Raw genomic sequence first — 26032 nt, 5'->3', positions numbered from 1 at the left:
TCCCGTTACCCGTTGCCCCGTTACTCAGGGTTGTCTGCGAGCGATCTCGCGGCCCGGACACAGTGGGCGAGCGCGGCGCGCGCGTACGCGGGCGAGGCACCCGCGAGCCCGCACGACGGGGTGACCACCACGGACTCCGCCAGAGTCCCCGGATTCAGCCCCAGCCTGCGCCACAACGTCCTGACACCCATGACGCTACCGCCCGGGTCCGACAATCCGCCCGAGGCCGGGTCGGTGCCCGGCACCACTCCGAGGAAGAGCCGGGTGCCGCCCTCGACGGCTTCCCCGATCGCCTCCTCCTCACGCTCGGTGAGCAGGGAGAAATCGAACGAGATGGCGTCGGCCCCGGCCCGGCGCAGCAGCGCGAACGGCACCTCGGGCGCGCAGGTGTGCACGACCGTCGCCGATTCCCCGGCCGCCGTCAGGACATCGCGCAGGGTGCCCTCGACGACCTGGCGGTCCACGGCCCGGTAGGTGCGGTAGCCGCTGGCCGTCCGGACCCGCCCGCGCAGCACGGCGGTCAGCGACGGCTCGTCGAGCTGGAGGATCACTTCGGCGCCGGGCACCCTGCGCCGCACCTCGGCGAGATGGGCGCGCAGCCCCTCCGCCAGTGAGCCCGCCAGGTCGCGGCAGGCCCCCGGGTCGCCGAGCGCGGCCTCGCCGCCCCGGCGTTCCAGCGCGGCGGCCAGCGTCCAGGGCCCGACGGCCTGGACCTTGAGCGGCCCCTCGTACCCCTGGGTGAACTCCTCCAGCGCGTCCAGGTCCTCACCGAGCCAGGACCTGGCCCGGCGGGTGTCCCGTCCGGGCCGGTCGCTGATCCGCCAGCCGCTGGGCTCGACGTGCCCGTACAGGTCGACGAGCAGACCGATGGTCCGCCCGATCATGTCCGCGCCGGGCCCGCGGGCGGGCAGTTCCGCCAGATACGGCAGGCCCTCACCGCCCGCGAAGGAACCGGTGACGGTCTTCGCCGCCTCCCGCGCGTCTCCCCCGGGCATGGACCCGATCCCGGAGGCCGGGCAACCCCTGAACTCGCTCTTCTCGCTCACACGGGAAGCCTAAGGGCCTCTCGTTCGGACCGTGCCCGGCCCCGCGGGGTCAGCGTCCGGGGCGCACCGTGAGGTCGTTGACCTCGGCGTCGCGCGGCAGGTCGACGGCCATCAGGATCGTGGTGGCCACCGACTCCGGGTCGATCCACCGGGAGGGGGCGTACTCCTTGCCCTCCTGCTGGTGGACCTTGGCCTGCATGGGGCTGGCGGTGCGCCCCGGGTAGACGGAGGTGACCCGGACGCCGTTGGCGTGCTCCTCGTGGCGCAGCGAGTCGGCGAGGGCCTTCAGGCCGTGCTTGCTCGCGGCGTACGCGCTCCACTCGGCGTGCGCGGCGAGGCCGGCGCCCGAGTTCACGAAGAGGACGTGGCCCTGGGCGACGCGCAGCAGCGGCAGGAAGAGCCGGGTCAGCTCGGCGGGCGCGACCAGGTTGGCGTTGAGCTGGAAGTGCCATGCCTTGGGCGTGAGGTCCCCGACGCCGCCGAGCTCGACCACGCCCGCGATGTGCAGCAGTGAGTCGACCTGCTCCGGCATCGACTGCTGGGCGAGCGCCCAGGAGAGCCGGTCCGGATTGGAGAGATCGCCGACGAGCGTACGGGCGCCGGGGTGCATCCCGGCCAGCTCCTTGGCACGGCCGGCGTCGCGGGCCAGCAGCACGGCCTCGTCACCGCGCTCCAGCAGACGGCGGGTGACGGCGGCTCCGATGCCGGAGCCGGCACCGGTGATGACATGAGTGGGCATGCGCCCCATGATCGCACCCCGCCGCCCCGTCACTGCAGGCCGGACCACTCCTCCAGGTAGGCCAGCGCGCCCACGCCGTCCTTGGCGAAGAACACCAGGTCGGCCAGCGGGAGGGGCAGGAAGCCCTCGTCCTCCATGCGCTGGAACTGCTGGCGCAGCCCGTCGTAGAAGCCCGCCGTGTTGAGCAGGACGACCGGCTTGTCGTGCTTGCCGTGCTTCTTCAGCTCCAGGATCTCGGTCGCCTCGTCGAGCGTCCCGGTCCCGCCCACCATGATCACGACCGCGTCGGCCTTCTCCAGGAGCAGCGCCTTGCGCTCGGCGAGATCGCGCGCGATCACCATCTCGTCCGCATTGGCCCGCGCCTTGGCCGCCAGGAAGTCCACCGACACTCCCACCAGCCGCCCGCCCGCCTCCTGGACCCCGTCGGCGACGACCTTCATCAGCCCGCTCTCCGAGCCTCCCCAGACCAGGGTGTGCCCGCCCTTGCCGAGCAGCTCGGCGAATTCGCGGGCGGGCCGGGTGTAGCGCTCGTCGAGGTCGGCGGCGGAGAGAAATACGCAGATGTTCATGGACCAACCGTAAGGGCCACCACCGACACACCCCGGCACCCGGCCGAAAATCCGGCCGGGGGAAGAATCCCGCCCACGAAACAGCTGACCTTTACATGACTACGTCACCAGGACACCGCATCACGGTCGAGCCCGGCACCGAGCACGTACGCGTGGTCCGCGACGGACAGGTCCTCGCCGAGAGCCGCCGCCCGCTCGTGCTGCGCGAGACCGGCTGCCCGGTCCGCTACTACCTTCCGCCCGCGGACGTCCGCACGGACCTCCTGACGGCCTCGGACACCCGAACCCACTGTCCGTTCAAGGGAGATGCCTCCTACTGGTCGCTGCCGGGCGCCGCCGACCTCGTCTGGGCCTACCCGGACCCGAAGCCCGAAGTCGCCGCGATCAAGGACCACTTCTGCTTCTACGAAACCGAGGAAGTCGAGGAAGTCGAGGAAGTCACCGCCTGATCGTTCCGACTGATCGTCAAGAACGCCTCTGACCTGGGAGTTCGGAGAACTTCAAAAAAACTTCGGCCGGAGCGATGAGTTTCCGCGGGCCCGGCGGTCCACCCTCGCATGGACAAGATTCTCTCCCGCGACGGCACCATGATCGCGTACCGGCACCGGGGTGAAGGGCCGCCGGTGATCCTGGTGGGCGGCTCGCTGGGCACGGCGGCGACCGGGGCGCCGCTGGCGCGGCTGCTCGCGCCGCACTTCCATGTGGTCACGTACGACAGGCGCGGCCGCGGCTCCAGCGGCGACAGCGGCCCGTACGCGGTGGAGCGCGAGATCGAGGACCTGGCCGCGCTCGTCACCGCGGTGGGCGGCCGGGCCTCCGTCTTCGGCATGGGCGCCGGCGGGGCCCTGGCCCTGGAGGCACAGGCCGCCGGCCTCCCCGTCGACCTGCTGGCCGTCTACGAACCGCCCTACACGCCGGGCGCCTCGGGCCTCCAGTACAAGGCGTGCTGCACCTCGCGCCTGCACCGGCTGCTGTCCACCGGGGACCGGGCGGGGGCCGTCGAGCTGTTCCTGTCCGTGACGGGCGTGCCGGCCGACATGATCGCCCGCATGCGCCGCGCCCCGCTGTGGAGCGACCTGCTGGCGATGGCCCACACCCTCGCGTACGACGACGCGATCCTCGGCACCGGCGCGATCCCGGCCGCGCGGTTCGCCTCCGTAACGGCCCGCACCCTGGTGATCTGCGGCGGCTCCAGCCCCACCCCCGCCCGCCAGTCCACCCGCACCCTCGCGGACACCCTCCCCCGCGCCCGCCACCGCACCCTGACCGGCCAGACCCGCGACCTGGCCCCGCAGGCGGTGGCCCCGGTACTGACGGAGTTCTTCGCCAGGAACGCCCTCCTGCGCCAGGCGTCCTGAACCCGCGGCGGCGCCCCGCACTGTCACGCCCGCACGGGGGTCGGACGTGAACAGGCGGGGCGCCGTCGCTTTTCAGTCATTGAACAGCAACACATTGCAATCGAAAATGCGAGCATGTGATGCTCTCACGCATGACCACGGGTGGGGACTGGGCATCGAAACAACAACCGCTACGGTTGGCCGACTTGCCCGGCCCGGCGGCACCGCCGATACCTGGGACGTCGGAGGTTTCCGCGTCGAGGCCTGATGCCGCGGACAATCCGCTGCGTGATGCACGCCGGGAGTTCGCGGTGCTGCTGGGCGAGTTCCGTCGTACGGCGGTACTGGTCCCGCTCGACGCGTCGGGGAGTCTTTGGTCGGCGGATCAGAACGGTGTGCGGTGGATCTGTGCGTTCTCGGACGAGGAGGCGCTGACCCGGTTTGCCTACGCACAGGGTGACACCGGCAGGGAGTGGACGTACCGGACGATTCTGGGTGCACGGCTGCTGGATGTGACGGTGCCGATGCTGCCGGGACCCGCGGGGGTCGCACTGGACCCGGGCAGCGAGGGGGGATGTTGTTTCCGCCGGTGGCGGGGGTCGTACCGGAAGCGGTCGCGGTGGATCTCCGGGAGTCGGCGTGAGCGGGGGACAGCAGCCGGATCTGGAGGTTCCGCCGGACGCACTGGCTTTGATCGCTCAGGGGATCGACAAAGCGCACGGTGAGTTGAAGGACCTCGGAATGATCGGCCAGGCGACGACTGGGCGTGGTTTCTCGGATCTGGCGCTGTCGGGGCTGGAGTTGGGGCATGAGGGCCTGGCGGCGGGGTTCGAGGTGTTCTGCGAGCGGTGGGAGTGGGGCGTTCGGGCACTGATGGCTCGGGGAAACGGTTTCGCGGCGGGGGTGGGGCTGTCGGCGGGGGCGTTTCATGAGCACGATCAGTACATCAAGGACACGTTCAAGATCGCGGTGAACGCTGTGAACGGCAATCCGCATCTGAGCGAGGACGAGGTCAAGGAGAAGAGCTGGGAAGAGATCAAATCCCAGTCGCCGTACGACGATGCCGACTGGAGCCGACAGTCGTTCGAACGGGCGCAGGAGGAGATGGGGCAGGCCTGGCAGGACATGGTGGACGAGGACGACGTGCCGGACGCGATGCTCGACTCGATGCGTGATTCCGGGGTGGTCTCGCCCGAGGTACGTGAGGCGGCCGACGAGCAGTCCAACAGGACGTCCGATCCGTCCGACGAGGCCATCAGGCAGGCACAGCAGCCGCATTGGGGGGATCGCTGATGCCGGACTGGGGCGCATGGGCGGAGAAGGGCCTCGGGAAGCTGGAGGACGGCTGGGAGGAGGGGAAGAAGAAGCTCGGCGAGGGCGTCGACTGGGCGACGGACAAGGTCGGCGACGGACTTGAGTACATCGACCAGGACGCGCTGGCGGACGTCGTCGAGGACTGGGGCGACCGTGCGGCTTCCTCTCTGGGCGCGAAGGTCGGCGAGCAGCAGCTCGGACAGAGCGAGCAGGCGAACAAGCTGGTACACGGCAACGTGGCGACGATCAGCGCGAGCGTGCAGAACCTCCGGGACTTCCAGCGTGCGTTCGACTTGGTCGGCCGGGGCATGAAGGGCCTGGACTCCAGCCGGTGGAGGGGCGTGGCGGCGGACGCGTTCCGGGAGAAGTTCGCGACCGTGCCCACTGCCTGGATGTGGGCCTCGGACGCCTTCGACGAGGCGGCCAGGGCTCTGGAGGCGTATGCCACGACCGTGACGTGGGCGCAGGGCAAGGCGCATGAGGCGATCCAGCTCCATCGCGCGGGCCGGCAGGCCTCCCGAGCAGCGGTCACCGCGTACAACAAGGAGGTCGACGCCTACAAGGAGGCGTACGGCAGCAAGGACCCGCTACCCCGGCCGGCTGATTTCGTGGACCCGGGAATTGCCCAGCGGAACCGTGCGCAGGAGATCCTGGCCGATGCCCGCAGTCAACGCGACGAGGCGGCCGTCACGGCGCAGAAGCTGGTCGCGGCGGCGCTGGAGCATGCGCCGCCGATGCCGTCCGCGACGCAACGGGCGAAGTTCACTCTGGCGGATTTCGCGATCGGGCAGGGTGTGGAGGCGACGCACTTCGTCGGCGGGATCGTGAAGGGCACCGTCGGCATCACGAACTTCATCCGCTCGATCGACCCGCACGACCCGTACAACCTCACGCACCCGGCCGAGTACTCCAAGAGCATCAACATGACCCTGGCCGGGCTGGCTTCCACCGCCTCCCACCCCGACCGGGCGCTGAAGGGCGCGTGGGAGTCGGCGAAGGCGGATCCCAGCGAGTTCATCGGCCGACTGGTACCGGAACTCATCGGCACGAAGGGGGCCGGTGGAGGCAAGTCCCTGCTTCGAGTCGGGGTGAAGGACGGTCTCAAGGAGGGCGCCGAGTCCCCCGTTCGCACGGGAGTTCACGACCCGGCGAAGGTGTCGAAGCCCCACGACGGTGCGGAGATGGACCCGACGGACCCGGTCGACCTCGCTACCGGCACGATGTATCTGCCGCAGGCCGACATTGCTCTGCCGGGCGTGCTGCCATTGGTCTTCCGTCGCCGGGTGGCATCGGACTACCGGGCCGGGATCTGGTTCGGCCCGTCCTGGTCGTCCACCGCCGACCAACGTCTGGAGATCGACTCCGAGGGGGTCGTGTTCGTCTGCGAGGACGGCCTGCTGCTGTGCTACCCGGCCCCCGGTGTCCCGGTCGTGCCCAGTCATGGCCCTCGCTGGCCGCTCGACCTGGACATCCACGGCGACTACACGGTCACCGATCCTGAGACCGGCCGAATACGGCACTTCAGCCCGCACAGCGCAGGTGTCGCTCTGCTGACGCAGATCGACGACCGGAACGGCAATTGGATCAGCTTCGGGTACGACGAGTCCGGGGCGCCCATCGAGATCGTCCATTGCGCCGGCTACCACCTGAAGCTCACCACGGCCGAAGGCCGGATCACAGCGCTGCACCTGGCCGGCGCGGGAGCGGATGGAGCCGACCAGGAGATCCTCCGCTACGGCTACACGGCCGGGCACCTCACCGAGGTCGTCAATTCCTCCGGCATCCCGCTTCAGTTCACCTACGACGAGAAGGCCAGGGTCACCTCCTGGACCGACACCAACGGCAGCAGCTACTCGTACGCGTATGACGATCAGGACCGCTGCGTGGCCGAAGGCGGCGCCGCCGGACACATGACCCTCCGTCTCGACTACGACGGCACCGACCCTGAAACCGGTTCGCGCGTCACCACCGCCACCTCTGCCGACGGCGCCGTACACAAGTACGTCATCAACGAATCGCACCAGGTCGTCGCCGAGATCGATCCCCTGGGCGCCGTCACCCGGTTCGAGCGTGACCGCTACAACCGCCTGCTCTCCCGCACCGACCCACTCGGCCGCACCCTTCTGCTGCGCTATGACGACGCGGGCAATCTGACGTCAGTCGTCCGCCCCGACGGGCGCGAATCCACCGCGGAGTACAACGAACTGGGTCTGCCCGTACATGTGACCGCCCCGGACCGGACGTCGGTGGTCCAGGAGTACGACGCCAGGGGCAACCGCGTCGCGATGACCGACCCCTCCGGTGCCACAACCCGCTACGTCTACGACGAGGCGGGTCACCTCACAGCGGTGACCGACGCCTTGAGCCGCACTGCGCGTATCCGCTGCAATGCGGCTGGTCTGCCTGCGGAGGTCACCGACCCGCTGGGGGCCGTGACCCGTTACGAGCGGGACAGTTTCGGCCGCCCGGTCGCCATGACCGACGCCCTCGGGGCAACCACCCGCATGGAGTGGACCCCAGAGGGCAAGATGGCCCGCCGCACCGAAGCGGACGGCACCACACAGTCCTGGGTCCACGACGGCGAAGGCAACTGCGTCACGCACATCGACGCCATGGGGGCCCGGACCCACTTCGAGTACACCCACTTCGACCTCATGTCAGCCCGCACCGGCCCCGACGGCGTGCGCTACGAATTCGAGCACGACACGGAACTACGACTGACCCGGGTACTCAACCCTCAAGGCATGACCTGGAGTTACGAGTACAACAAGGCAGGCCGCCTCGTATCCGAGACCGACTTCGACGGGCGCACGCTCACCTATGATCACGACGCCGCGGGCCGACTCACCGCACGCGCCGACGCACTCGGCCGGACGACTCGTTACGAGCGCGACGAACTCGGCCGCATCACCACCAAGGATGTCAACGGCTCGGTCACCAGGTTCGCGTACAACCTCTCCGACCAACTCGCCGAGGCAGTCGGTCAGGATGCCACGATCACGTATCTGCACGACCGCTTCGGGCGCCTCAAGTCCGAGACCGTGAACGGCCGCGTCCTCGCCTTCGGCCATGACGAACTGGGCCGCCGGATCTCCCGAACCACCCCTACCGGCGCGGCGAGTTCCTGGACCTACGACGAGGCAGGCCGACGCGACACGCTCACCACATCCGGACGGACCCTCACCTTCGAGTACGACGCGACAGGCCAGGAGCTCACCCGCCGCATCGGGCAGACCGTGACGCTCACGTCCCGGTACGACACACAGGGCCGCCTCACCACCCAGCACGCCACCACCGCAGACCGCACCATTCAAAGCCGCGACTACGCCTACCGCGCCGACGGCAACCTCATCGGCATCGACGACCACCTCTCCGGCCCCCGCCGCTTCGACCTGGACACGGCAGGCCGGGTCACGGCAGTACACGCCACCGGCTGGACGGAGCAGTACGCGTACGACGCAGCCGGCAACCAGACAGAGGCCGCCTGGCCCGCCTCCCACCCCGGCCAGGAGGCGACGGGTCCCCGCACCTACGCCGGAACCTCCATCACCCGAGCGGGAAACGTCCGATACGAACACGACTCGCTCGGTCGAATCACCCTCCGCCAGAAGAGCCGTCTCTCCAGGAAGCCGGATACCTGGCGCTACGAATGGGATGCGGAAGACCGGCTGACGGCAGTCACCACTCCCGACGGCACACGCTGGCGCTACGCCTACGACCCACTCGGTCGTCGAATCTCCAAGCAGCGATTGGCTGCCGGCAACAAAACCGTGGTGGAACAGACCGTTTTCGTCTGGGACGGCACAACCCTGTGCGAGCAGACAACCCACTCAACACAACTTCCCAACCCCGTCACCCTGACCTGGGACCACGACGGACTGCGCCCCCTCACCCAGACCGAACGCATCACCCTCGCGGACGCCCCACGGACCGAAATCGACGACCGCTTCTTCAGTATCGTCACCGACCTCATCGGCAGCCCGACCGAACTCGTCGATGAACAAGGAGACATTGCCTGGCGCACGCGTACCACGCTGTGGGGCACCACCGCATGGAATGGGAACGCGACGACGCACACACCACTCCGCTTCCCGGGCCAGTACTTCGATCCCGAAACCGACCTCCACTACAATTTTCACCGGTACTACGACCCGGAAAGCGCACGGTACCTCTCGCAGGACCCCCTGGGTCTCGCTCCAGCTCCCAACCCTGCGTCCTACGTCAGAAATCCGCACACATGGTCCGACTCGCTGGGACTCGCGCCGGGTTGCGAGGACCCCGCGCGCGGACAATTCGAATTCCGAAAGCCAAACCCCAACTTTCCCCCCGATCCACAAGCTGTAGATGCAATGAGATCGGCCCCTGCTGGCGGAAACGTGGACTGCTCAGAGCTTGCGGAGTACATTCTCCAAAGAGCGGACGGAAAAGGAAAGATAATAAACTTCACAGCATATGGCGACCCCGAGATCAGGATCCCGCAGAACGGTGGGCAGATGTCTGCAGACTTCAGATATCATGACGTGTACACAGACGGACGATACGTCTACGACCCAGAGATGGGAGTCGATCCGGTTCCGTACGGCGATTACGAACGCGCGATAAGACTGGAGAACCCAGGGAAAAAGATCGCCGTTTCGAACGGCGGATACTCTGGACCACTGTGGTGAAATTCTGGGGCACATAGAATGAATTCACGAGCAACGCGATGCATGGCCCTTCTGGCAAGATTTGATGAACTGGCCTGGTTTAAACTCATATCAGGGCCAGATCCTCTTCGCGGCTACCAACAAGTCCCCTACCTGGCATGGCGATACACCTCAGCAGGAGCAAGAACCAAAGAAGTCTTCGCGCGCGCAGTAGGCCACGCCCCGATGGGGCTCGAATGGACTTTTGATTCATCCGGAAGGAATTGGTTCATCACCCCCTCCCGCATCGCCCGAGAATTGAAAGAGCGTGGCAATTTTGAATTCCAGAAGATCATGTGCGAAATCAAAGATGGAGACCAAGAGTTTTGTATCGCAGCTCTGCGCGATTTCGATAAAATGATCGACTTCCTGGAGGAAATCCCGTTCCCTGAAAAGGACACGTAGGCGCTACAAACAGTGGCCTTTTGCAGGATTTGGAAGTCATGGGGCTCGATGACCGACTGCTATTCCCGGCACTGACCCGGGTCCAGGTGACAGGCGCCACTCGGGGCGCAATCGTCCGCTGCGACTGTGGACCTTGCACGGAACCCTGTCCGCGCCGCTTTCGCCCGAGGCGTCTCACCGCACAGCCCCACGCCACAGCCCCGGCTCCACCTCGGCGAACCGCTTCTCCCGCGCATCCACGTCGGGCAGGACGAGCCGTACCTCGCGCCGGAACGCCGCGCCGTGGCCGGCCGCGCGCAGGTGGCAGAGTTCGTGGACCAGGACCAGATCCACCAAGGACGGCGGCAACTGCAACACCGCCCAGTGAACCGTGATCGCACCGTCCTGGCGCAGGGCCCCCCACCTCGGGCCGAGATCACATGCCTCGACCTCCGGTGTCGGCAGCCCGACGCGGGACGCGTACGAGGGCAGCCGTCCGGCGAGCCATCTGGTGCCGCACACCTCGTACCACTGGGCGATCCGGCGTGCGCCTTCGTCTGCCGTGTGCGGTCGGGGGATCTCCAGCCATCCCCGGTGCAGCCGGGCCCGGCCCGTTTCCGGCGACGGCAGCAGCTTCAGCCGGTGACGCCGGCCCAGGTAGGCGAAGCCGGTGCCACCGACGAGTTCCTTGACCGGCTCATCCGGACGGGTCCGCCTGCGTCGCACTTCTTGCGCCAGCCGCGGCAGCCGTGTCCGTACAGCTTGGGCGACCGCGGCCGGATCGGCATCCGGCGGCACGGCGAAGAGCACGTCCCCGTCGTCCGCGACCTCGATGCCCAGAGTACGGCGCCGGGGCCGTACGACGACCTGCCACGTCCACTCCCCCGGCACGGGGAGCGCCGCGATCGCCTGGTGGACGGGAGTGCTCATGGGGGCATTCCTACCACCCGGCCGGGTGGTTTCCCTGTGCCGCCCCTACCTGCCGTTCGGCGCTCCTCTACGCGCGGTACCGCAGGAAGTCGTCACGCCGCTCGACCGCCAGCTCCACCAGCAGCCCGGCAAGCGGACCGGTGTCCTCCCAATCCAGGAAAACATGCACCTCCAAGTGGTTGCGCAGCTCCTTGCGGGCCCGGTCCCTGGTGTCCATGAGGTGCACGATGTCCGGGGAACGCACGAGGCCCGCGATCTCCACGGTGAGGGCACGGGCAGCCTCCTCCAGGTCCACACCCACCGGCACGAGCGCGCCCTCGCCCAGCTCCTGCACCAGCAGTCCATGCACCGGTCGCTCGGTCAGCGGGTCGAGACGGCTGCCGGTGGCACCGTCCTCCGCTTCGTCCGTCGTCATGTCACCGATCAGCCGGGCGAGGTCGGCGGCGGCCTGCTCAAAGTCGTCCCGCATCTGCTGCACGATCTCGTCCAGCCGCTGACTGAACCGGGTGTACCGGGCACGGTCGGAACCGATCTCGGCCGTGATGCGCAGTTTGATGGAACCGGTCATGTACGACACCCGGGCGCGCGCGTCGCTGTTGGCGTTGACCCGCTCCATGAAGTCCGCGGCAGTGAGCTCGACGGGCGGGACCCGCTGCTCGATCCCCGACACCCTCAGGTGCCGTGCCATCAGCTGCCGGATCTTGGCTCCGTAGCGGCGCGGACTGAAGTCGTCGCGTCCGTCGAGGTAGCGGCGGCGTGCCAGGTACTGGACCTCACCGAGCAGTCCTGCGAACGCCTCGTACCGCAGCGCCTCGGGGCGCGGCAGCACCGCGTTGAGGGTGGTGAGGAATTCACGTGCCAGTTCATCGAAGTGCCCCCGCAGCAGCGGGTCCTCCAGCGCAGCCAGCAAATTCTCGCGCTGCGCCTCCACTGCCAGGGAGGTGACACCCTGACCGTCCAGGAATTCGTCGATGCGGGTGCGCAGGTCCGCCAGCAGGGCATCGGCCGCCGCGTCGGCCTGGAGGAGCATGCGGTCACGTACGGGCTGCTCACCCTTGAACGTCTTCTTGTCGAGATGGTCGACGGACGGCTCGTAGCCGTACAGCTCACGGAGATGTGCCTGCTCGTACTCCCCGAGCGAGCGGGCGAGCTCCGGCCCGATGCCGACGAAGTCGACCACCTGTCCCCATCGCTTCCCCTGGTACGGGCGGTTGGTGCGGGCGATCGCCTGGAGCAGCCCGGCACCGGACAACGCGCGGTCGAGGTAGAGGACCTGCTCGACGGGGGCGTCGAAACCGGTGAGCAGCATCGACTGCACGACCAGGAAGGCCATGGGCGGCTCGCCCTGCTCTTCCTGCCCGGCGGTCGGAGCGTCCGCCGTCTCGCCGTCCGGGTGCCAGACCTCGCCCATGCCGCCGGGGGTACCCAGTCCGGATGCCGAGGACCCGTGGGTGGCGGCCTGCCACGAGGGGTCGTCGGCGGCAGCGAGCGGGTCGCCGATGCCGTTCTGGAAACGCTTGATGTAATCGTCCTGTCTGGACTTCGAGGTCCAGCACTTCCATTCCTTGGGGTCCTTGCGTCCCGTACCCGGCTGCGCCTCGGAGATCACCACGGCGGCCTCGATGGAGTTCAGCAGGTCCCGGTGGGCGAGCAGATCCAGCAGTTCCCGTTCCTCGCTGTCGGCCTCCACAGCGGCGAACGGATCGTGCACCAGCGCCGGGTCGAGCCCGTCGATCCGCTCCACCAGGCGGTCGCGTGCGCTGAGGAGCGCGTCCCGGTAGCGGACGGCGGCGAGTCGCGACACGGCGGCGAGCTGGGCACCGAAGCGGTCCGGCAGCGCGTACCGCGCCCAGTGCCGCAGCATGTGGTCGGCCTTCGCCTCGATCACCGAGGGCGCTTCGAGGATTTCCTTACGCCGCGCGAACTTCTCCAGGACCCGCGCGCGCTGCTCGGGATCGTCGGGGACCTTTTCGTCGAACTCGGCGTCCAGCGCCGCCTTTTCGATCACTTCCAGCGGAACGCTGTACGCCTCGTACCGCACCGGGACAACGGCCCCGTCCCGTTCGGCGTCGCGCAGGGTGTAGAGGTCGGCGAAGGGTCCGAAGATGTCTTCGGTGGTCTTGCGGAACTTTCCGAGGATCGGAGTTCCGGTGAAGCCGACCACCATCGCGTTCGGCAGCATGGCGCGCAACCGCGCGTGCTGCCACCGGGCCTGTCCCCGGTGCGCCTCGTCGACCAGGACGACGATGTCCGAGCTCGGGTTCTCGACGTGGTTGTACAGATGCGCGTCGTCGCCGGTCTCCTCGGGAAGCTTCTCCTCCCGGCCGTCGTACGCGGTGTCGTCCCTGCGCGCCTTCTGCAGGGTGACGAGGACGAGGTCGGGCACGTCCACCGCGAGGTAGCTGCGCGCCTGCGCCACGCTGGACGCCCGGTGGATCTTCTGGTCGGTCGCGGCCAGGCTTCCCCGGATCTGCTTCTCCAGGTCGAGCCGGTCGGTCACCACGACGACCTTGTGCCCGCTGAGACCGGGTGTGCTGCGGAGATGGCGCACGAGGAACGCCATGGTGAGGCTCTTCCCGGACCCCTGTGTATGCCAGACCACCCCGCCCCGCTGGTCGACCGCCTCGCCCGCCTCGATCTTCCGGCGCCGCGCCAGCAGGCGCTGTGCCAGCTTGTGCACGGCCTTGAACTGCGGATATCGGCCGATGATCTTGACCGTACGGGAACCGCTGCCGGCGTGAGTGGTGAAGTCCCTGACCAAGGACAACAGGTGCGCCGGGCGCAGCACCCCGGCCACCAGGACGTCCTGGTCGCTCAGGGCGGTGTCACCGCTCTTCCCTGTCTCCTCACGCACCTGCTTCTCGGTGGCGGGCAGCGTGGTGCGCCAGGGCGCGAAGCGCAGCGAATCGGCGGTCACGGTGCCGAGCTCGGCGTGGTCACGGTCCGTCCCGATCAGCACCTGGGCGAACCGTACGAACTCCGCGACGGGAGCCGGGGCGTCAACGCCCGCGTAGCCGATGACCTGTTCCACGGCGGCGTCCAGTGCCGCGCGCTGCTCCTGCCTGCCGGAGACCAGGGGTGCCTTGCACTCGATGACAACCCAGGGCAGACCGTTGACGAACAGAACGATGTCCGGGGTGACGGGCTCGGCGTTCCTGCGCTCCACCCGGAACTGCGAGACGGCGAGGAAGTCGTTGCCGTGCTCGAACTCGCCGTCCCAGTCGACGAGCCTGATGTGTTCGGGGTCGCCCTTGGTCCAGCCCGGGACAGTCTGGGAGTTGATGCCCTTGCGCAGGAGTTCGGTCGCGTCCAGATTGCCCGCGACGCCCCGCCCGGGGCCTCCGAAGCCCGGCGCCGTGCCCTGGACCCGGGCGAGAAGGTGATCCAGCTGGGGAGCGGAGAGCCAGGGCTTGCCGTCGGGCCCCGGGTTGATCCGGGCCACGGCGTCCCGGAAGCGCTGCGCGTAGACGACCTGCTCGAAGCCGCGCCGCTCGGACGCGCCCGGGTCGGTGGCCGGCCCGCCTGGCAGGCCGCCCTGGAGGTGCGTCCACCCCATGGCGGCCAACTGCATGGTCAGCGGCTTCTCGGTCTTGTCGTACTCCGGCTGACCCATCCCTGGTCTCCCCGCGCGCCCGTCACCGTACGTCCCACCCACACCCGTATGGGTGTACGCGGAACTCTACCGGTGGGCGCGCGGCCGACCAGGGCGGGAGCGGGCGGGCCCGGTGGCCCGGACGGGATGGGTGGCGGTCAGGTGGCGAGCGCCAGCTCGAACCAGATGGTCTTGCCACCCGTACCCAACTCGCCCTCTCCTATGGCACATCCACCCCAACGGTCGGCGACGAGTTCGAGGATGGCCATCCCCCGCCCGGCCTCGGCGTCCGGCCCGGCGGGCGTTGTGTACGGCTTGGGCAGATCCGGACTGAGATCCCAGACGCTGACACGGAGCACAGGGTGCCGCCACTGGAGTCGCACCCCGGCCGGCCCCTGGGTATGTCGTACGGAATTGGTGGCCAGCTCGGAGGTCAACAGCTCGGCGCGGTAACTGAGTTCGGCCAGTTCGTGCACGCCAAGGATGGCGCGGAGGGTGGTTCGGGCGATGCGGGGGCCGCGCGGGTCGCGGGGGAAGACGAGTTCGTAACTCCACGGGTCAGCGAACGGGATGGGGGCGGGGTGGAGGTCGTGCGAGCTGTCGGGAACGTGCGGGATGGGGTGGTCGGTCCTCACGGGCACCTCCTGGGGTGCGTGGCGAGCGGGCGAAGTGGGCTTGCGCCACGGGGTGGTTGTGGCTGCCGGGCTGTGAGTGACGGTGGCAATGCCGGTCCTGGGCCTGCTTCCCGGGCGGGCAGGGCGGATCGGTGCGCTTCCAAACTCTCCGGCGAGTGACGCAAGTCATAAGCTAGAGCACAAAGACTCACATGTGACTAGAAATTCACGAACGAGTGAGTACTTAGCCTGCGCTGGACCATGGAACGCAAGCCCTGCAAGACTGTGCGGGCTACGAGAGAGGGTCCATGGCATCACGGAGCGCAATCACCAACCGCCAACGCCGCTTGGCCGTCGAAGTCCGCCGCATGCGCGAGCAGGCGGGAATATCGATCCAGGAAGCGGCGGCGCTGCTCGGATCGGACCGCACCATGATTTCCAACATCGAAGCAGCACGCACCGGTCTCAGCGAGGACCGTGTGCGGCAGATCGCCTGCCACTACGGGTGTGCGGACGCCGCGTTGACCGATGCACTCGCAGAGATCGCACGCGGCCGTCGCGCCCGGCACTGGTGGGACGAGTACCGAGGCAAGCTCCCGGACGGACACCTGGACGTCTCCGAGATCGAGCACTTCGCCACCCGCATCCGCACGGCACAGACGGTGCACCTGCCCGGCCTCTTCCAGACGGAGGAGCACGCCCGGGCCATTTTCGAGTTCGCGGTGCCCCGGCTACCAAGGCTGGAGGTCGAGCTGCGGGTAGCCCACCGAATGAGCCGCCAGTCCGTCATCGCCGGCGAGAACCCGACTCCCTACCTCGGCATCATCCACGAGGCGGCGTTGCGGCTTGAGTTCGGAGGCCGCGAGGCGGCTCGCCGGCAGCTCACTCACCTCGTCGAGGCATCCGAACTGGCGCACGTGACCCTGCTGGTCATCCCGTTCCGCTTCGGGGCATTCCACGGCGCCGGACAGTCGATCCTGTACACCGAAGGGCCCGTTGCACAACTCGACACCGTCCAACTGGACACCGCATTCGGCGGCCACTTCATCGATGCTCCAACGCCACTGGGGAACTACCGTTCCCTCCTGGACCTGATGGAAGGATCTGCCCTTACGCCCGATGAGTCCCGTGATCTCATCTGGTCAATCGCCCGCAAACTGTGAAAGGCCACACCATGCCCGAACATGACTGGCAGCGCTCGTCGTTCTGCGGGGGCGGCGGCAACAACTGCGTCGAGGTTGCCGTCCGCGACGGTTGCATTGCGCTACGAGAAAGCGAAAGCCCCAGCGCGGTCGTGATTGCCGACCGACGCACGCTGAGGGCACTGCTGGCCGCTATCAAGGCTGACGGGAAGTAGTCCCTCGCGCCCCTCGGGAGCAGCTCAAGAAACCTGAACGTAGGACTCGCCGCCGAGCAATCCTTCGACTGCCCCTTGCTGCGCCGCACGCAGTTTCGCGACCTGCTCCCTGATTACTCCTGCTCGGCGCTCGAAACCTCTCTGCACCGCGGCAGTCCTGCGCTGTTCGCTGAGTGGTAGGGCGGGGACCATCAACCGTCGAATGTCTACCTTCGAAATCTTGTACTGCCCACTGGTACCCCGCATGACCGAATCGATTTGGTGCCGCATCTCGCCTGACCCCAACGCCAGGCTCAGAAATCTCGAGTCCAGAAGCACGGGATCGGGGGACAGCCGGAATACCAAATCCGGCAGATACAGCCCCGCTCGCACTTCCTCCACGTAGCAGGAAACACCCACCAGAGCCTTGACCCCGTTGGCCCGAGACACGAGCACGTCCCCTGCCACCACTTCGAGGGCGGCGCGGGGGGCCACCCCTCTCGGCAGCTTCTTAGCCTCGTCCGCGACGAAAGTCCCTGATGTGATCGCGCTCAGGCGCAAGACTCCATGCTCGTCAAGTGCTGGCGGAACGCTGTCGCACACCGGACTCCACCCAGACTGGACGCTCCTCAGCAATTGCCCCAACGGCGCAGCGCCGCAGGTCCTGCTGGCGGACAGGTCTCGAGCAAGAGCCGCCCTCGCCACTGCCGCCTGCTTGTCAAGTACCCGCTCCAGCGCGCCAATCCGGCGCTCGAAGGCGGCGTGCAAGGCGACGGCCCGACGCTGCTGCACGAGTGGAACATCAGGGATCTTGAGAGCCTTGACTTCTGTCTGCGGAAGTTGGAACTGCCCACTCGTCCCTCGCATCGCGGCATGAACCTGACGGCGCACACTCTCGGTGCTCAGCATCAGGCCGAGGCACTCCGGGCTTACTTTCCGCTCGTCCGGAACCAGCCTGTACATAAGGTCGGAAAGCACGAGCTGAGGCCGCACCCCCTTGGCCACGCAAGTTGCTCCCACCAACGCGGGGGCACCGTTCACCCTCACCATCAGTACATCGCGTTCGCGAATCTCCAGCTTTTCGTACGCTGGATCCCATGACTGCAGCCGCTTCGCCTGCCCGGAATCAAAAACCTGGGACCGCAAGGCTCCGAGCCGGAGCAGCCCCCACTCTCCATCCGCCGGAGCCTGTGCTTGGGCGCCCTTGGCTACGCCGACTCCGATGTCAACCAGGACATCACCAAGCTCCAGTTCACCGCGCATAGCCCAGCTCCTTCAGCCACGTCCCCAGCTCCCCCTCCGCCGCCCCGCTCTCCGCCTCCAGGTCGGTCAGCGACACCGCGTACTTCTCCGCCCACCCCCGGAACGCCGCCATCAGCCCACGCCGCCGCGCCGCCGTCGCGGAGGCGAGGCGGCCGGACAGGTCGCCGTCCAGCACCTCCAGCACCACCCGCTCCGTGCCGCCCGCCTCCGCGTCCCTCACCACGTCCCACGCGGCACGAAGGTCCCGCAGGAACACCTCGTCCAGGGCTTTCCGCTTCTTCTTGGCTGCCGCCAGTGCCTTCTTGCAGGCCGCGGCGGCACTAGTCAGCACGGCGATCTTCTCCGGCGAAGCCACCGGAGCGTCCTCCTCCGGCTCCGCGCCCACTCCGTCCTCGCCCTCTCCGTCCCCGTCCTCCGGCTCCGGCCCCTTCGCCTCGGCCAGGGCCTCCAGCGCGGCCTTGTACACCGCGTCGGCGTCGCCGACCGCCGCGTCCGCCGTCGCCACCGCGTCCAGGAACTCGGGAATCAGCACGCGTACGACCGGCTGGTCCATGGCACGGCGGCGGTCGTCCGCCGTGACCTTCGCCTTGCGGCCGGTCGTCTCGCCATCGGGGATCACCGGCTCGACGATCGCCTCGACCGAGTCAACCCAGCCGGTCAGTACCCGCTCGAACCCGCCCGCCGCCAGCGCCTTCATGTCGTAGCGATTGGTGGCCCACCAGTCGGCGATGATGCCGGCCGTGGTGAACTCGTCGATGACTCCGACCGTGCCGATGTCCTTCTTGAACGAGTCCAGGAGCCCGCTCCGCAGCTTCATCAGCTCACCGTCGCCCGCCAGCCCGGCGAAGAGCGGTGCGTGCGCCGTCCACCACGTGGCGTACACGTCACGCAGCTCCGACTCCTTGCCCATCGCCAGCAGCGGGATGCGCGCCGCCGTGGCGTCCGGTCCCTCCGGCAGGAAGTCGTAGTAGTCCGGGTTCCCGTCCCGTACAGCGAACAGTTCCGTCGCGTCCACGCCGAACGAGCCGAACAACTCGGCCCGGTCCGCGACCTCGGTCACCGGGACGCCGCCGTACAGGTGCGCCCGTACGTCCTGGGGTTCTGCGGGCGGTGAATTGTCCACCCAGCGGCGGATGTTGAGGTTGGCCTCGGCGGCCAGCAGGTCATCCACCTCGACCTCCCGGGAGTACCGGGGGATCCGGCGCCACTTCTGGTACGTGGTGACGATCTTCTCGACGTGTTCCGGGCTGAGTTCGTTCTGGTTCCGGCCCGTCGTGTAGTCCCGGTCGGCGTTAATGAACAGGACCTTGTTCGTCCGGTCCCTTTCCTTGCGGTGGGGACGGCGGAGCACCAGCACACAGGCCGGGATGCCCGTCCCGTAGAAGAGATTCGGGCCGAGGCCGATGACCGCCTCGATGCAGTCGTCGTTGAGGAGCTGCTCGCGGATGTCGCGCTCCTTGCCGCCCCGGAACAGCACGCCGTGCGGCATGACGATCGCCGCGACGCCCTCCTCCTCCAGCACGGCCACCATGTGCTGGACGAACATGAGGTCGGCCTTCTTACCGCCCTCCGGCGCCCAGTGCTTCATCCGCACACCGTGCGCCTTGTCCGCCTCGGCGACCAGTGCGGCGTCGTAGTTCAGGGAGAACGGCGGGTTGGAGAGGACCTTGGTGAACCGGCGCAGACGTTTGGTGCCGGGCTGGAAGTGCAGCGGCTCGGTGAGAGTGTCGCCGTGCTGGAGGTCGAACTCCCGGATGCCGTGCAGCACCATGTTCATGCTGGCCATGGACCAGGAGGGGCCGTTCTTGTCCTGGCCGTTGACCGAGAGGTGCGTCGGGTCGCCGCCGTGCTCCTCCACGTGTTCGCGGGCCGCGATCAGCATGCCGCCGGAGCCGGCGCAGGGGTCGTAGACCGACTCCTCGGCCTTCGGGTCGACGAGCCGGACCATCATGCGTACGACGGCGCGCGGGGTGTAGAACTCCCCGCCCTTCTGTCCGGCGGAGTCGGCGAACTCCCCCAGCAGGTACTCGTAGGCCGCACCCAGCATGTCGGGGAACTCGAAGTCCTCGTTGCGCAGCCGGTAGAGCGTGAAGTGGCGGATCAGCTGGGCGAGTTCGGCGTCGGTGAAGCGGGGCTTCGTACCGATGACCTCATTGAAGCTGATGTGCGTGGTGACGCCTGCGAGACGGTCGTTGCCTTCGCTGAGCGCCACCATCGCCTGGTCGAGCCGCTCGCCGACCCGGCTGGTGAGGGTCTGGATACCGGGCGCGGGGTGCTCCGGGTCCTCCAGGTCGAGGTGCGGGCCCTTCCACCAGCGGGCCCGGGGCGGTACGTAGAAGACCCGGGTGTACGAGTCCTTGTCGTTGGCCCGCTTCAGGGCCTTGGTCTCGTCCTTCGTACGTTCCAGAGCCTCGCGGTACACCCGGTCATACTCGGGTTGGAACTCGTCCGAGGCCCGCTTCAGGAAAAGCATCCCGAAGATGTAGTCGCGGTACTCGGAGGCGTCCATCCGCCCACGCAGGATGTCGGCGGCCGAATACAGGTGCCGTTCGAGCTCGGGCAGGGTGATTCTGGCCACGCGCCATTCCTTCGTTACGTACGGTGGGGGCATCGGGGATGCCACGAAAGTTTATGCGCCCCAGGAGTTCCAGGAAGCCTGTCGGTAACTCTCGCTCGGATCGTCCACGATGCCGAGGCGGACCAGCAGTCGCCAGACGTCGGTGGAGGGGTCCCGGTCGAGGACCGGGCAGTCGGCGGCGTGGCCCGATCGAGCGGACCAAGCCATGGTGGACTTAGGCGGGTTCCCGCGCTCATAGGGTCGGTACTTCGCCTGATTCGCCTTGCAGGAGCCGTGCTCGCACTGTCCAACGAGGCTTCTGGCTCGCTCGACGGCCTTGGACTCGCGCTTGTCGAGCGCATCGCGCCGGGCGCCCTTGACACTCTTGCCGCCCCGCCCGTCAAAACTCTTGTAGGCCGAATGCGCCTGGCGCAGCTTCTCCATGACGATCTTGTTTCTGCCGCTCTGACTTCCGCTGAATGCCTGGAAGTGGAGGAGCAACCACAGCTCGAAAGAGGGGTGGGAGAAGCAGACCTCGGTAGAGCTCTCCGCAGCTTCCTTCAGCGCCTGCGGAATGTCGTGGTGCTGATCCCGGTCGAACATTGCCCATGCCTCGTACCCGCCGGCCTTCCCACGGACAGCGGCGACTGCCTTGGCCGGTGTCAGACCTTTCACGGCGTCGGTGACCGGCTGGATATGGAACGGCTGATTCTTCCTGAGGCTGCCGTCCCCGAACCGTTTGTTCAGGTATTCGAGATAATCACGCTCTGTGGAATCCCCCTCGCATCCGACGTACAGCACCAGTTGTGCTCGCGTCTCCGCGGGAGGTGGCGGCGCAGGCGCCGCCAAGGGCTTCTCCTCGCCCTTCTGGCTCTTGCGCTTCGGCCGCCGAGGCGGTTCGTCCGCCTGCTGCTGGTCGCCGTACTGTCCTTGCTGCTGCCCACCCCGCGTACTCACGCTGTTGCCTTCTCCTCCTGCCAGGACAGTTCGCGGGCGATCTCTCCCGCGCTGACTCGGGGCACTCCGCCGTAGCGACCGCGCAGGTAGCCGCGCTCCAGGTTTTCGCCGTCCTTCGGATGGGCGGCGGTCACGGGGTAGAGCTCGGTCGCGCCCGACCTGCTCTTGATCGTGATCCATACCTGGTCACGGCCGAGCGGGCGGTCCAGCACCTCGCTGCCCAGCAGGGTCGCGTCGTGCGTCGTGAAGATCAGCTGTGCGTTGCGCGGGTTGGCCTTCGGGTCCTGGAAGATCCGCACGACCTCCGCCGCCAGGGTCGGGTGCAGGCTGGAGTCCAGTTCGTCCACGAGGAGCACGGCGCCCTTGTCGAGCACCGTGAGCATGGGCCCGAGGAAGGCGAACCAGGCGTGCGTGCCGAACGACTCCTCGGTGAGGAAGTCCAGCGGGGTCTCGTCCCCGTCCGCCGTGCGGTGGCGCAGCCTCACCGCCCCGGTTTCCGGGTCGACGTCCATCCCGGTGATGCCGAGGTCGGCTGCGGCCAGCAGGTTCATGACGCGCTCGCGGTAGCCGTCCTTCACGTTCTGCTCGATGAGCTCCTGGGTCCATCTGGTCCGGTGCTCGACGTCCGCGCCGGGCGTCACCAGCCACAGGTTGTCCAGGAACCAACGGTGCAGCGCGGAGAGTTGGGGGTCGTTGAGCGTGGCACCGGTGGACAGGAAAAGGGCGTCGGAGCGGGTGAGCGCCACCAGATCGTCACGGCGGCCCTTGAAGCCGTCGCCCTCGAAGACGAACTCGCCGCCTTCCGCTTCGGGACGCCCGGCCTCCCGGTCGAACCAGATCTCGCGCTTTCCGTTGGGGTAGGCATGCAGCCATTCCGCCTCGACGCGTTCATCCGAAAGCTCGAACCCGTACGTGAACCGGGTCCGGCTGCGGCCGAGAGTGAGGTCCACCTCGTAGAGGCTGGTCTCTTCCGCGGATTCCCGGTCGAGCTTGAAGGGCTTACGGGGCACCCCAGGTGTCTTCGCCCAGTCGGCGAAGGACGTACGCACGGCGGCGCGCATCTCGCGCAGTGCGCTGAGCAGGTTGCTCTTGCCCGCCGCGTTGGCCCCGAAGACTCCCAGCACCGGCAACGCCGACACATCGCGTCCTTCGTGGCTCAGCCCGGTCGCACGCGCGCGGCTCTCCCCGGACTCCGAGCCGATCAACGACAGCTCGCACTCATCACGGATGGAGCGATGGTTGGCCACCCGGAAACGCAGCAGCACCCTCGGCCTCCCGACAGGACGGGGAGGCTGGCCCCGTCGTATGTACACCACCTGCGGACGATCCGCAGGTGCAGCCTATGACGCCGCCCCCTGCCGTGCCAGCCCCGTCCCTCGGCCCGCGACGGCTCCCTGGCTGATCGCGCCTCGGTCCGTCAGCCGGACGTAGCCGCCGCCTCCCGGCGCACCGTCGTGGCGATCGTTGCCGAGCCGACCACGCGGGTGCCGTCGTACAGGACGACCGCCTGGCCGGGGGCAACGCCCCGTACCGGCTCGGTGAAGGTGACGTTCAGGATGCCGTCGACGAGTTCGGCGGTGACCTCGGTCTCGCCGCCGTGGGCGCGGAGCTGGGCGGTGTAGGTGCCGGGGGCGGTCGGGGCGGTGCCGCACCAGCGGGGCTTGATGGCGGTGAGGGCGGTGACGTCGAGGGACTCGGCCGGGCCGACCGTCACCGTGTTGTTCACCGGGGAGATGTCCAGGACGTAGCGCGGCTTGCCGTCGGGGGCGGGGTGGCCGATGCGCAGGCCCTTGCGCTGGCCGATGGTGAAGCCGAAGGCGCCCTCGTGGGTACCGACCTTCGTGCCCGACTCGTCGACGATGTCGCCCTCGGCGGTGCCGAGCCGGCTCGCCAGGAAGCCCTGGGTGTCGCCGTCGGCGATGAAGCAGATGTCGTGGCTGTCGGGCTTCTTGGCGACGGCCAGGCCCCGGCGCTCGGCCTCGGCGCGGATCTCGTCCTTGGTGGTGAGGGTGTCACCGAGCGGGAACATCGCGTGGGCGAGCTGCTTCTCGTCCAGGACGCCGAGGACGTACGACTGGTCCTTGGCCATGTCGGAGGCGCGGTGCAGTTCGCGGCTGCCGTCCTCGTTCAGCACGACGGTGGCGTAGTGGCCGGTGCAGACCGCGTCGAAGCCGAGCGCGAGGGCCTTGTCGAGGAGTGCGGCGAACTTGATCTTCTCGTTGCAGCGCAGGCAGGGGTTGGGCGTGCGCCCCGCCTCGTACTCGGCGATGAAGTCGTCGACGACGTCCTCGCGGAAGCGTTCCGCCAGGTCCCAGACGTAGAACGGGATGCCGATCACGTCCGCCGCCCGGCGGGCGTCGCGGGAGTCCTCGATCGTGCAACAGCCGCGCGCCCCGGTACGGAAGGACTGCGGGTTCGCGGAGAGGGCGAGGTGCACACCGGTCACGTCGTGGCCCGCCTCGGCGGCGCGGGCCGCGGCCACGGCGGAGTCGACACCGCCCGACATGGCGGCGAGGACTCGGAGGGGGCGCTGGGAAGTCTCAGTCATAGCTCCACCAGGGTACGGGGCGCCGGGAACCGAACGCTCGCGGATAAGCGTTGTCGATCACATGGGAACCAGAGGGAGGGCGGGCGCCAAGGGCTCCAAGAGCTCCGAGAGCTCCGGGGGCACGAAGTCCGGGCGCGGCATCAGCCGGCGCGGGCTGCTGATCGGCGCCGCGGTCACGGCCGTGGGCACCGCCGCGCTGGCGCGGGAGCAGCTGCGGCAGGCCTGGTGGCGGCTGCCGGGAGTGGAGAAGCCCCGGAAGCCCGGCGAGGTGGATTTCGCGCGGGCCCAGTGGACAGCGGCCTCCTCGGCGAACTGGCGGCGGGCCGACCGCCCCGACGACTACCCGATCGACCGGGTCGTCATCCATGTCACCCAGGGCAGCTACCGGAGCGCGGTGAAGGTCTTCCAGGACCCGGGGCACGGGGCGGCGGCGCACTACGTGGTGCGCAAGGACGGTCATGTGACGCAGATGATCCGTGAGCTGGATGTGGCGTTCCACGCGGGGAACAGGTCGTACAACGAACGCAGCGTCGGCATAGAGCACGAGGGCTTCGTGGACCGGCCGCAGGACTTCACGGCGGCGATGTACGGGGCCTCGGCGCGGCTCACGGCGGCGATCTGCGGGCGGTACGGGATACCGGTGGACCGGGAGCACATCATCGGGCACGTGGAGGTGCCGGGCACGGACCACACCGATCCGGGCAAGCACTGGGACTGGGACCGGTATCTGAAGCTGGTCCGGGCGGCGGGCAAGAAATGACCGCGGGGCCCGTCCGGGCGGCGCCGGACAGGCCGGGTTCCGCAGGGCTCAGCTGAGTCCCGCGGTGCGCGCCCGCTCCACCGCCGGTCCGATCGCACGGGCCACCTCGTCGATGTCCTGCTTGGTGGACGTGTGGCCGAGCGAGAAGCGCAGGGTGCCGCGGGCCAGGTCCGGATCGGTGCCGGTGGCCAGCAGTACGTGGCTGGGCTGGGCGATCCCGGCGGTGCACGCGGAGCCGGTGGAGCATTCGATGCCCTGGGCGTCCAGCAGCAGGAGCAGGGAGTCGCCCTCGCAGCCGGGGAAGGTGAAGTGGGCGTTGGCGGGGAGCCGGCCACCCGGGGCCGGGTCGCCGCCGAGGACGGCGTCGGGCACGGCCGCCAGCACCGCCGCGGCCAGTTCATCGCGGAGCCCGCCGATCTCGCGGGCGAACTCCTCCCGCCTGTCGGCGGCCAGCCGCCCCGCGAGGGCGAAGGAGGCGATGGCCGGCACATCGAGGGTGCCCGAGCGGACGTGCCGTTCCTGGCCGCCGCCGTGGAGCACGGGTACGGGGGTGTGTTCGCGGCCGAGCAGCAGTGCGCCGATGCCGAACGGGCCGCCGATCTTGTGCCCGCTCACCGTCATCGCTGCCAGCCCGGACCGGGCGAAGTCGACTTCCAGCTGCCCGAACGCCTGTACCGCGTCCGCGTGCATCGGCACGTCGAACTCACTGGCCACGGCGGCCAGTTCGCGTACCGGCATGATGGTGCCGATCTCGTTGTTGGCCCACATCACGGTGACCATCGCGACATCACCGGGGTCGCGGAGGATCGCCTCGCGCAGCGCGTCCGGGTGGACGCGTCCGTGCCGGTCGACGGGGAGGTATTCGACGTTCGCGCCCTCGTGTTCGGCGAGCCAGTCGACGGCGTCCAGCACCGCGTGGTGCTCGACGGGGCTGGCCAGCACCCGGGTGCGGCGGGGGTCGGCGTCGCGGCGGGCCCAGTACAGGCCCTTCACGGCGAGGTTGTCGGCCTCGGTGCCGCCGGAGGTGAAGACCACCTCGCTGGGGCGTGCGCCGAGGGCATCGGCGAGGGTCTCTCTCGACTCCTCGACGGTGCGGCGGGCCCGGCGCCCGGCGGCGTGCAGTGAGGACGCGTTGCCGGTGACGGCGAGCTGGGCGGTCATCGCCTCGATCGCTTCCGGAAGCATCGGCGTGGTCGCGGCGTGGTCGAGGTAAGCCATGGTGGGCTCGATTCTACGAGCCCGGGGCGGGGCGTACGGCGGGCGCATGGTGCCCCGGCACCCGCGCACGGCCGGGTGCGGTCCTCCTCGCCCCGTTCCCGGGCCCGTCCGGGCGGGGAGTACGTCGGGCTCCGCGCCCGGTTCAGCCGGCGAAGTTCCGGGCAACGAGGCCGTTGCCAGTGA

The 26032-nt window shown here is 68.6% G+C and carries 20 protein-coding genes and 1 pseudogene; 9 read left to right on the top strand and 12 right to left on the bottom strand.

Features of this window, described 5'->3' with window-relative positions:
* Window positions 1-20: 20 nt before the first annotated feature.
* The 3 genes from ACFYY1_RS11220 to ACFYY1_RS11210 are packed head-to-tail and all read right to left on the bottom strand — an operon-like array spanning window position 21 to window position 2354.
* Window positions 21-1046: a methionine synthase gene (locus tag ACFYY1_RS11220; RefSeq protein WP_388583376.1), complete on the bottom strand. Its 1026-nt coding sequence runs from the start codon at window positions 1044-1046 to the stop codon at window positions 21-23.
* Between the two features lie 49 nt (window positions 1047-1095).
* Window positions 1096-1785: an SDR family oxidoreductase gene (locus ACFYY1_RS11215; protein ID WP_388583374.1), complete on the bottom strand. Its 690-nt coding sequence runs from the start codon at window positions 1783-1785 to the stop codon at window positions 1096-1098.
* Window positions 1786-1814: 29 nt separating this feature from the next.
* Window positions 1815-2354 carry a TIGR00730 family Rossman fold protein gene (locus ACFYY1_RS11210; protein ID WP_388583373.1) on the bottom strand — a complete coding sequence of 180 codons (540 nt, stop codon included), beginning with the start codon at window positions 2352-2354 and terminating at the stop codon, window positions 1815-1817.
* A gap of 95 nt (window positions 2355-2449) precedes the next feature.
* Between ACFYY1_RS11210 and ACFYY1_RS11205 the strand changes: the two genes are divergently transcribed.
* The 6 genes and pseudogenes from ACFYY1_RS11205 (at window position 2450) to ACFYY1_RS11180 (ending at window position 10095) form a co-directional block, all read left to right on the top strand.
* Window positions 2450-2803 carry a DUF427 domain-containing protein gene (locus ACFYY1_RS11205; protein WP_388583371.1) on the top strand — a complete coding sequence of 118 codons (354 nt, stop codon included), beginning with the start codon at window positions 2450-2452 and terminating at the stop codon, window positions 2801-2803.
* A gap of 108 nt (window positions 2804-2911) precedes the next feature.
* Window positions 2912-3712, top strand: coding sequence for an alpha/beta fold hydrolase (locus ACFYY1_RS11200; protein ID WP_388583369.1), 801 nt, complete (start codon window positions 2912-2914; stop codon window positions 3710-3712).
* A gap of 131 nt (window positions 3713-3843) precedes the next feature.
* A pseudogene (locus ACFYY1_RS11195) lies at window positions 3844-4334 on the top strand (SseB family protein).
* Complete coding sequence (locus ACFYY1_RS11190) at window positions 4331-4984, top strand: hypothetical protein (RefSeq protein ID WP_388583367.1); 654 nt, start codon at window positions 4331-4333, stop codon at window positions 4982-4984. Before ACFYY1_RS11195 ends, ACFYY1_RS11190 begins: the two are co-directional and overlap by 4 nt.
* Window positions 4984-9672 carry a putative T7SS-secreted protein gene (locus ACFYY1_RS11185; RefSeq protein ID WP_388583366.1) on the top strand — a complete coding sequence of 1563 codons (4689 nt, stop codon included), beginning with the start codon at window positions 4984-4986 and terminating at the stop codon, window positions 9670-9672. The genes ACFYY1_RS11190 and ACFYY1_RS11185 overlap by 1 nt, the downstream gene beginning before the upstream one ends.
* 42 nt (window positions 9673-9714) lie before the next feature.
* A complete protein-coding gene (locus ACFYY1_RS11180; protein ID WP_388583364.1) occupies window positions 9715-10095 on the top strand; it encodes a hypothetical protein in 381 nt (126 codons plus the stop codon).
* Window positions 10096-10269: 174 nt separating this feature from the next.
* Here the strand turns inward: ACFYY1_RS11180 and ACFYY1_RS11175 are convergent, their stop codons facing one another.
* The 3 genes from ACFYY1_RS11175 to ACFYY1_RS11165 form a co-directional block, all read right to left on the bottom strand.
* The gene (locus ACFYY1_RS11175) at window positions 10270-11004 is read right to left on the bottom strand and encodes a M48 family metallopeptidase (RefSeq protein ID WP_388583363.1); all 735 of its coding nucleotides are present in this window, start codon (window positions 11002-11004) and stop codon (window positions 10270-10272) included.
* Window positions 11005-11071: 67 nt separating this feature from the next.
* Window positions 11072-14617, bottom strand: a complete 3546-nt coding sequence (locus ACFYY1_RS11170; protein WP_388583361.1) for a type I restriction endonuclease subunit R — start codon at window positions 14615-14617, stop codon at window positions 11072-11074.
* Window positions 14618-14754: 137 nt separating this feature from the next.
* A complete protein-coding gene (locus ACFYY1_RS11165; RefSeq protein WP_388583360.1) occupies window positions 14755-15231 on the bottom strand; it encodes an ATP-binding protein in 477 nt (158 codons plus the stop codon).
* Between the two features lie 287 nt (window positions 15232-15518).
* Here ACFYY1_RS11165 and ACFYY1_RS11160 point away from each other — a divergent pair, with 287 nt between their 5' ends.
* Window positions 15519-16373, top strand: a complete 855-nt coding sequence (locus ACFYY1_RS11160) for a helix-turn-helix transcriptional regulator (protein WP_388583359.1) — start codon at window positions 15519-15521, stop codon at window positions 16371-16373.
* A gap of 11 nt (window positions 16374-16384) precedes the next feature.
* The gene (locus ACFYY1_RS11155) at window positions 16385-16567 is read left to right on the top strand and encodes a DUF397 domain-containing protein (protein WP_388583358.1); all 183 of its coding nucleotides are present in this window, start codon (window positions 16385-16387) and stop codon (window positions 16565-16567) included.
* A gap of 24 nt (window positions 16568-16591) precedes the next feature.
* Here ACFYY1_RS11155 and ACFYY1_RS11150 read toward each other — a convergent pair whose 3' ends face one another.
* The 5 genes from ACFYY1_RS11150 to mnmA form a co-directional block, all read right to left on the bottom strand.
* Window positions 16592-17809: a hypothetical protein gene (locus ACFYY1_RS11150; RefSeq protein ID WP_388583357.1), complete on the bottom strand. Its 1218-nt coding sequence runs from the start codon at window positions 17807-17809 to the stop codon at window positions 16592-16594.
* Window positions 17799-20387: an N-6 DNA methylase gene (locus ACFYY1_RS11145; protein WP_388583356.1), complete on the bottom strand. Its 2589-nt coding sequence runs from the start codon at window positions 20385-20387 to the stop codon at window positions 17799-17801. Before ACFYY1_RS11145 ends, ACFYY1_RS11150 begins: the two co-directional genes overlap by 11 nt.
* Window positions 20388-20438: 51 nt before the next feature.
* On the bottom strand, window positions 20439-21323 hold the full coding sequence (locus tag ACFYY1_RS11140; protein ID WP_388583354.1) for an RloB family protein: 885 nt from the start codon (window positions 21321-21323) through the stop codon (window positions 20439-20441).
* Complete coding sequence (locus ACFYY1_RS11135; RefSeq protein WP_388583352.1) at window positions 21320-22588, bottom strand: ATP/GTP-binding protein; 1269 nt, start codon at window positions 22586-22588, stop codon at window positions 21320-21322. The genes ACFYY1_RS11140 and ACFYY1_RS11135 overlap by 4 nt, the downstream gene beginning before the upstream one ends.
* 152 nt (window positions 22589-22740) lie before the next feature.
* Window positions 22741-23871: a tRNA 2-thiouridine(34) synthase MnmA gene (gene mnmA, locus ACFYY1_RS11130; protein WP_388583350.1), complete on the bottom strand. Its 1131-nt coding sequence runs from the start codon at window positions 23869-23871 to the stop codon at window positions 22741-22743.
* 61 nt (window positions 23872-23932) lie between these two features.
* Between mnmA and ACFYY1_RS11125 the strand changes: the two genes are divergently transcribed.
* Window positions 23933-24631: an N-acetylmuramoyl-L-alanine amidase gene (locus tag ACFYY1_RS11125; RefSeq protein ID WP_388583348.1), complete on the top strand. Its 699-nt coding sequence runs from the start codon at window positions 23933-23935 to the stop codon at window positions 24629-24631.
* Window positions 24632-24679: 48 nt separating this feature from the next.
* Here ACFYY1_RS11125 and ACFYY1_RS11120 read toward each other — a convergent pair whose 3' ends face one another.
* Window positions 24680-25849 carry a cysteine desulfurase family protein gene (locus ACFYY1_RS11120; RefSeq protein ID WP_388583347.1) on the bottom strand — a complete coding sequence of 390 codons (1170 nt, stop codon included), beginning with the start codon at window positions 25847-25849 and terminating at the stop codon, window positions 24680-24682.
* Between the last annotated feature and the right edge of the window lie 183 nt (window positions 25850-26032).

It is taken from the genome of Streptomyces sp. NPDC001890 (genome assembly GCF_042891445.1).
In the GTDB taxonomy this organism is placed as follows: Bacteria; Actinomycetota; Actinomycetes; order Streptomycetales; family Streptomycetaceae; genus Streptomyces.
This window is presented reverse-complemented; position numbering and strand designations above follow the sequence as displayed.